General features: G+C 71.3%; 6 protein-coding genes. 4 read left to right on the top strand and 2 right to left on the bottom strand.

What is annotated here, in order from left to right; translation table 11 throughout:
* The 4 genes from H5J33_RS22915 to dhaL all read left to right on the top strand — a co-directional run.
* The coding region (locus tag H5J33_RS22915; RefSeq protein WP_181796791.1) for a carbohydrate ABC transporter permease at positions 1 to 854 on the top strand (854 nt) is incomplete at its 5' end.
* A 6-nt stretch (positions 855 to 860) separates the two neighbouring features.
* Complete coding sequence (locus tag H5J33_RS22910) at positions 861 to 1,694, top strand: carbohydrate ABC transporter permease (RefSeq protein WP_181796790.1); 834 nt, start codon at positions 861 to 863, stop codon at positions 1,692 to 1,694.
* 387 nt (positions 1,695 to 2,081) lie between these two features.
* Entirely contained in the window at positions 2,082 to 3,047 is a 966-nt protein-coding gene (locus tag H5J33_RS22905; protein WP_181796789.1) for a dihydroxyacetone kinase subunit DhaK, read from the top strand.
* Between the two features lie 136 nt (positions 3,048 to 3,183).
* Positions 3,184 to 3,825, top strand: coding sequence for a dihydroxyacetone kinase subunit DhaL (dhaL, locus tag H5J33_RS22900; protein ID WP_258565320.1), 642 nt, complete (start codon positions 3,184 to 3,186; stop codon positions 3,823 to 3,825).
* 63 nt (positions 3,826 to 3,888) lie between these two features.
* On the opposite strand, the gene H5J33_RS22895 is transcribed toward dhaL, so the two are convergent.
* Both H5J33_RS22895 and H5J33_RS22890 read right to left on the bottom strand, forming a co-directional pair.
* Positions 3,889 to 4,641, bottom strand: a complete 753-nt coding sequence (locus tag H5J33_RS22895; protein WP_181796787.1) for an HAD family phosphatase — start codon at positions 4,639 to 4,641, stop codon at positions 3,889 to 3,891.
* A 240-nt stretch (positions 4,642 to 4,881) separates the two neighbouring features.
* Positions 4,882 to 5,166, bottom strand: a 285-nt coding sequence (locus H5J33_RS22890) for an AfsA-related hotdog domain-containing protein (RefSeq protein ID WP_309485467.1), incomplete at its 5' end; no start/stop codon positions are given.

The raw sequence follows: 5,166 nt of genomic DNA, 5'->3' as shown, positions 1-5,166 counted from the left end.
AGTGGGGGTTCGTCGCCCCCGCCGTGCTGTTCATGCTGCTGTTCTTCGGCTACCCGCTGGTCCGCAACGTCGTGATGAGCTTCCAGCACTACACGCCGAAGACGTTCTTCACCGGCGAGGCGCCCCTCAACGGGTTCGACAACTGGTCGGCGGTCCTCGAGGACGCCCTCTTCGGCAAGGCCCTGTGGCACACGCTCGTCTTCACCGCGGGCTCGCTGCTCGGCCAGTTCTGCGCGGGCCTCGCCCTCGCCGTCTTCTTCACCCGCAGGTTCCCGCTGAACGGTGTCCTGCGGTCGCTGATCCTGCTGCCCTGGCTGGTGCCCATGGTGGTCTCCGGCATCGTGTGGCGGCGCATCCTGGACCAGGACACGGGTGTACTGAACTCCTTCCTGGACGCCGTCGGCCTGGACGGACACACTCCATGGTTGACCAGTCCGCACATGGCCCTGCTCTCGGTCATCCTGGTCAACATATGGATCGGGATCCCGTTCAACATGGTCATCCTGTACGGCGGTCTCCAGGAGGTCCCCCGCGAGCTGTACGAGGCCGCCGCCCTGGACGGCGCCTCCGCCTGGCGGACCTTCCGGTCCGTCACCCTGCCGACGCTCCGTCCCGTCATCACGGTCGTCCTCGTCCTGGGCTTCATGTCGACGGTCAAGATCCTCGACCTGATCCTCGCCCTCACCGACGGCGGCCCCGCCGACGCCACCCAGACCCTGGGCACGCTCACCTACCAGAACTCCTTCGTGCGGCTGGACTTCGGGGCCGGCGCCGTCGTCGGCAACGTACTGATCCTGATCTCCGCGGTCTTCGCGGTGTTCTACCTGCGGGCCAACCGCACCGAGGGGAGGTGACCGGCGATGGCCGCCGAGAACGTGAAACCGCGTGCGAGCCGGCGCGGTTGGGGCTCCACCGTGGCCGGGGTGCTCGTCCTGGCCGTGATGCTGTTCCCGCTGTACTGGATGCTCGACACCGCGCTCCAGCCCGAGGCCGGGCTGCTGGAGGTCGATCCGGTGCCGCACCGCCTGGACCTGTCCGGCTTCTCCAAGGCGCTCGACGACCAGGGCGGGCATCTGCTGACCTCGTTGCTGGTCTCGCTCGGTGCTGTCGTCGTCTGTCTGGCGATCGCGGCCCCGGCCGCCTACGGGCTGGCCCGGTTCCGGCTGCGCGGCACCCGCACCATCGTGTTCGGCACCCTGATCACCCAGATGGTGCCCGGCATCGTCATCGCCAACGCCCTGTACACCTCGTACGTCGATCTGGGCCTGGTCAACTCCTACTTCGGGCTGATGCTCGCGGACGCCTCCCTGGGCATTCCCTTCTCCATCGTGCTGATGCGGTCGTTCATGCAGTCGATACCCGGCGAGGTGATCGAGGCCGCCGAGATGGACGGGGCGGGGCGGCTGCGCGTCTTCGTGCGGGTGGTGCTGCCGATGAGCCGCAACTCCCTGATCACCTCGGGCCTGTTCGCCTTCCTGTTCTCGTGGAGCGACTTCATGTTCGCCCTCACCCTCAACACCACCGACGACGTCAAGCCGGTCACGCTGGGCATCTACCAGTACATCGGCGCGCACGTGGGCGACTGGGGCTCGGTGATGGCGGCGTCCGTGCTGTCCGCGGTCCCCGCCGCGATCCTGCTGGTCCTCGCACAGAAGTACATCGCCGCCGGCATCACGGGCGGCTCCGTCAAGTGACCCCGGAGCACCGCGGGCGTATGGCTGCCACCGGAACCGGTGGGAGCCCCCACCGGTTCCCGACCCCCCCGCGCCGGGCCCGACGTCCCGCCACCGCACCGGCCCAGGGGCCGGTGCGGCCGGGTTCGAGTTGCCGTCGCGGCCGGGGGGCCGCAGCATGGCCGGAAAGACGGATCCGAGGGCGACAGCCGCAAGGCGGACCGCCGTAAGGCAGGTGAGACCCGGAGACACACGAGGCGGCATCCCGGGTTGTGCGTCCGTGGATGACATGCCTCCGATCGACCCACCGTGGTTTCCGGCCTCCCGCTTCCCGTTTCCGGGGCGCTGCGAGGCCGAGGACGTCTGGGAGGCCGGCCAGTGGTGTACTTCACGAATTCGCTCGACCGAATGGTCCCCGACGCACTGGCCGGGTTCGCCCGGGTCCACGCCGACCTCGTCGTCCACGACGAGGCGGCCGGGTTCTTCCGGGCCCGGCACCCGGCCCCCGGCCGCCGCGTGGCGATCGTGTCGGGCGGCGGTTCCGGGCACGAACCGCTGCACCTCGGATTCCTCGGCGCGGGCATGCTGGACGCCGTCTGCCCCGGCCAGTTGATGGCCTCCCCGCACAACCGCCAGGTGTTCGACGCCTCCCGCGCCGTGTCACGCGGCGCGGGCGTGCTGCACCTGGTGAAGAACTACACGGGGGACCGCATCAACTTCGGCATCGCGGCCGAGCGGCTCGCCCACGAGGGCATCGACTGCGCCCGCGTGCTGATCGACGACGACCTGGCGTCGGACTCTCCCGAGTCGGCCACGGGCCGTCGGGGCACCGGGGCCGCCGTACTGGTGGAGAAGGTACTCGGGGCCGCTGCGGACACCGGCCTGGGGCTGCGCGAACTCGCCGAGATCGGAGCCGGGTTGGTGAGCCGCTGCCGTAGCCTCGCGGTCGCCTCGGCCGCACATCGCACACCGGCCACGGGGCGTTCCGCCTTCGATCTCGCCGAGGGGGACCTCGAGTGGGGGGTCGGCATCCACGGCGAGCGGGCCCGCCGTACCGAATCCCGGCCGGCCCTGGACGAACTGGTCACCCGGATGACGGAGGAACTGCTCACGGCGCTGGACCCGGCCGCCGGTGACGCGGTCATCGCCCTGGTCAACGGGCTCGGCGGGGTGACGCGTCTGGAGTTGTACGGCGTGGCGCGGGAACTCGCGGCACGCCTGGACCGGTGGGGACTGGTCCTCGAACGCGTCCTCGTGGGCGACTTCGTGACCGCGCTGGACATGCGCGGCTTCTCGCTCACGCTGATGCGCGCGGACCCGGAGACGGTGAAGTGGTTCGACGCGCCCGCGCACACGCCCTCATGGCCCCGGTGACCAAGGGCGGGCAGGAGGTGGCACCATGCTGGAGCACTACTCGGCGCAGGACGACGCGGCATCCCCGGACAGCGCCGTCGCGAGCACGACTTGGACGGATCCCCCTGCCGCGGACGCGGTCTTCACCGAAGGCTGGATGCGGAGGTTCGCCGCCTCCGTCCGGGCCACCGAGGCCCAGCTCACCGCGCTCGACCAGCGGGTGGGCGACGGCGACTTCGGTACGAACCTCCGCTCGGGACTCGACGCGTCCGTGCGCGCCCTGGACCAGGCGGGGACGGTGTCACCCGCTGCCGGCGGACCCCTGCGGACGGTGGCGAACGTCTTCCTGGACGGGGTCGGCGGCACCAGCGGCCCGCTGTTCGGGCTGCTGCTGACGGAACTGGCGCTGGCGGCCATCGGCCCGGTGCTGGACGTGGCCGCGCTGCGGGCCGGTCTCGCCGGTGGGCTCGCCGCCGTACAGCGGGTCGGCGAGGCGCGGCCGGGGGACAAGACCCTCGTGGATGCCCTGTATCCGGCGTGCGAGGCGCTGCGTGTGTGTCCCGAGCAGGTCGGAAGCCGGGTGGCCCTCGCCCATGCGTCGCGCGCCGCATGGGAGGGGGTGCGCTCGACGGCGCGTCTGCGTGCGCGCCGTGGCCGGGCCAGTTATGTCGGCGAGCGGGGCAGGGGAGTGCCGGACCCCGGTGCGGTGGGTGTCGGTCTGCTGCTCTCCTCGGCCGACGGTGTGGTCACCGTACTGCCGCCGTTCGTGACGGGCCCGGCGCCGCGGCGGCCGGACTGAACGAGCGGCGATCGCCTCCCGGGCACGGACCCGGTCCACCGCTCACGCGCCATGGGACGGCGGTCACGGAGCCGTGGCCTGCTGAAGCCCGGAACCGGTCGGTGACGGAGCCACGGCGGGCTTCGGCGGCGAGGTCCGTAGCGGTGTCCGCTCCGTGGCCCAGCGAATGATCCGCGGGTCCTCCAGCGTCTCGACCCACAGGTCGGTCAGGGCGATGGTCTCCTCGCCGGGCCGGCGGCCGGCGCCGAGCACCGTCAGTCCGGCCCGGACGGCGGCGAGGATCCCGCAGTGCGTGTCCTCGACCGCCATCGTGTCCGCCGGATCGGCGCCGCAGCGCCGGGCGGCCGTCAGGTAGACGTCGGGGTCGGGCTTGGGCCGGATCGTGCCCTCGGGCACCACCACGGCGCGGAAGTGACGGAGCAGCCCGGCCTCTTCCAGACCGGGTTCGACCACGTCACGGGGGCAGTTGCTGGCGACGGCCAACGGGGCGAAGGCGGCCGCCGCCCGTACCAGGTCGCGGGCGCCCGGCATGGTCACCGGCTGGTCGCAGACCAGGGTGCGGAAGTGCCGCAGCAGCCGCTCGGCGAGGTCCTGTCCCAGTTCGGGACGGCCTCCCTCGTCGGCCATGAGCTGGCCGCACTCGGTGTAGTGCAGGCCCTTGGCCCGTTCCGCGAAGCCCGCGGCGGGGGTGAGGCCCACGTCGTCGAGAACCCGTCGGCGAGCGGTCTCCCAGTGTCGTTCGGTGTCCAGCAGCGTGCCGTCGCAGTCGAAGACGATGGCCGCCGGTGTCCAGGAAAGGATGCGATGAAGCGTCATCTGTGTGCTTTCCGTTCGGATGGGCCGCGAGAGCGCAGACCTGGGCGTGACGTCCTCTCACCGCATGGGTGCGAGCGGCGCCGACGGGCCACCCGTGTGCGCGGGGCGGCGCAGGGTTCCGGGCGGGGCCGGACGTCGTACGGCCGGCCGTCAACGCCCGTACGGACTAGTCCCACCAGGGAACATAACGATCGTTACGCTAGATTTGGTCACGCATAGCAGTCAAGTGATGACGTGAAGTTACGCTCGCAAGGGTGAGTTGTAGTGCAGAACGCCGAAAGCGGGGCATTGTCCGTCCTGCTCGAACCGGAAAACGCAGGTGCGGTGGTGCGGCACGCACACGATCCGCGCGGGCGGGGAGAACTCGGTGAAGCGCAGCGCCGTCAGCCGGACACCGGTGGGCCGGGACAGGGCGCCGTCGCTCGCCAGCACGGCGGCCTGGCGCGCCGCCTCCAGCAGCACCATCCCGGGCACGTGGTCGGTGGCGTGGTCGAAGAAGAACGGATGCCAGGGGTCGGCCGCGTC

Source organism: Streptomyces sp. WELS2 (assembly GCF_013870595.1).
GTDB lineage: Bacteria > Actinomycetota > Actinomycetes > Streptomycetales > Streptomycetaceae > Streptomyces.
This window is presented reverse-complemented; position numbering and strand designations above follow the sequence as displayed.

Coding starts and splice junctions, on each gene's coding strand:
- H5J33_RS22910 (WP_181796790.1), top strand. CDS start 861: ATGGCCGCCGAGAACGTGAAACCGCGTGCGAGCCGGCGCGGTTGGGGC.
- H5J33_RS22905 (WP_181796789.1), top strand. CDS start 2,082: ATGGTCCCCGACGCACTGGCCGGGTTCGCCCGGGTCCACGCCGACCTC.
- dhaL (WP_258565320.1), top strand. CDS start 3,184: ATGCGGAGGTTCGCCGCCTCCGTCCGGGCCACCGAGGCCCAGCTCACC.
- H5J33_RS22895 (WP_181796787.1), bottom strand. CDS start 4,641: ATGACGCTTCATCGCATCCTTTCCTGGACACCGGCGGCCATCGTCTTC.